The sequence below is a fragment of the Maribellus maritimus genome (genome assembly GCF_022267315.1).
Lineage (GTDB): Bacteria > Bacteroidota > Bacteroidia > Bacteroidales > Prolixibacteraceae > Draconibacterium > Draconibacterium maritimum.
Map to the genome: position 1 here is coordinate 1 of NZ_JAIKLE010000148.1, position 1,044 is coordinate 1,044.

At 31.4% G+C, this 1,044-nt stretch carries 1 protein-coding gene; it reads left to right on the forward strand.

The window, feature by feature from the left end:
- Positions 1 to 264: 264 nt before the first annotated feature.
- Complete coding sequence (gene lspA, locus K5G00_RS29450; protein ID WP_238770220.1) at positions 265 to 795, forward strand: signal peptidase II; 531 nt, start codon at positions 265 to 267, stop codon at positions 793 to 795.
- Positions 796 to 1,044 lie beyond the last annotated feature (249 nt).

A 1,044-nucleotide genomic window follows, 5' to 3' on the forward strand; every position in this document is an offset into this window, starting at 1 on the left:
GATATTCGTGTTAAACAAAATATTACAAGGCTGAGTACGAATTTAGTGTAACTTATGTGACTTTAACTTTGTTAACCATCTGCCTTAACGAACATAATAAAAAGAGCTCAGAGTGAATAAATTATATGGAAAATTAGAAGTATTGTAACTTGCAAATAATTATAAAAAGACTAAAAACAAGACACAAAAACTGTGACATTCATGATTACAAAGTACAATAGAGCTTATCAACATTTAAACTGAGAAAAACATAAATATTAAAAAATGAAAAAGACAATAATAAAATATTTGGTTTTAATATCATTTATGATTTCTGGATGTTCTGCTGACCTAAAAACTAAAGAAATTGCTAAAACAAACTTGAAAGACAATTCAATAGTTCTAATTAAAAATACTTTTGACCTTCGATATGTAGAGAATCACTCAATTGCTTTTGGTTTTCTAAGTTCAATTAAAAAAAGTATCAGACTTCCGTTAATTTTCATATTGACTATTTCTGCGACAATGTTTGCTTTCGTAATGATTTGGAAAATCAAGAATAAGAAATTCCGATTATTGCTTCCGTTTTTTATTCTTATTGGCGGTGCTTACGGGAATATTTTAGATAGGATGTTTAATGGATTTGTAACAGACTTCTTTCATGTTCACTACTTTTATGAGTATAATTTTCCAGTCTTTAATGTAGCAGATGTTTTGGTAAACGTTGGAGTATTTCTAATTATAATCCAGTGGAAAGATTTTAGACCAATTTTTGACGACTTGTTTAAGAAAGAAAACGAAATATTAACCGAATAGAATAAATTACTGTTGCTAACACAGTACATATTGCAGGGCGGGGTTTGGTGGTATGCCAACTGCGGATTCTCGTTTCGCAGTTCCGTGTCCTACCGGACAGGAACGCTCTCCGAAATCCGCACCGACAACATGTACCAACCGTTATGGGCAAAACTGACCCGTCCTAAAAAAAGGCTACACAAAATGTAGCAATTATGTATAAAAATGATGGTATCTTAAGAAGATACAGCGAGGGTTTTAAACTCAAAA

Bases quoted from the DNA above. Each gene is read 5' to 3' on its own strand.
- lspA (WP_238770220.1), top strand. From the start codon at position 265: ATGAAAAAGACAATAATAAAATATTTGGTTTTAATATCATTTATGATT.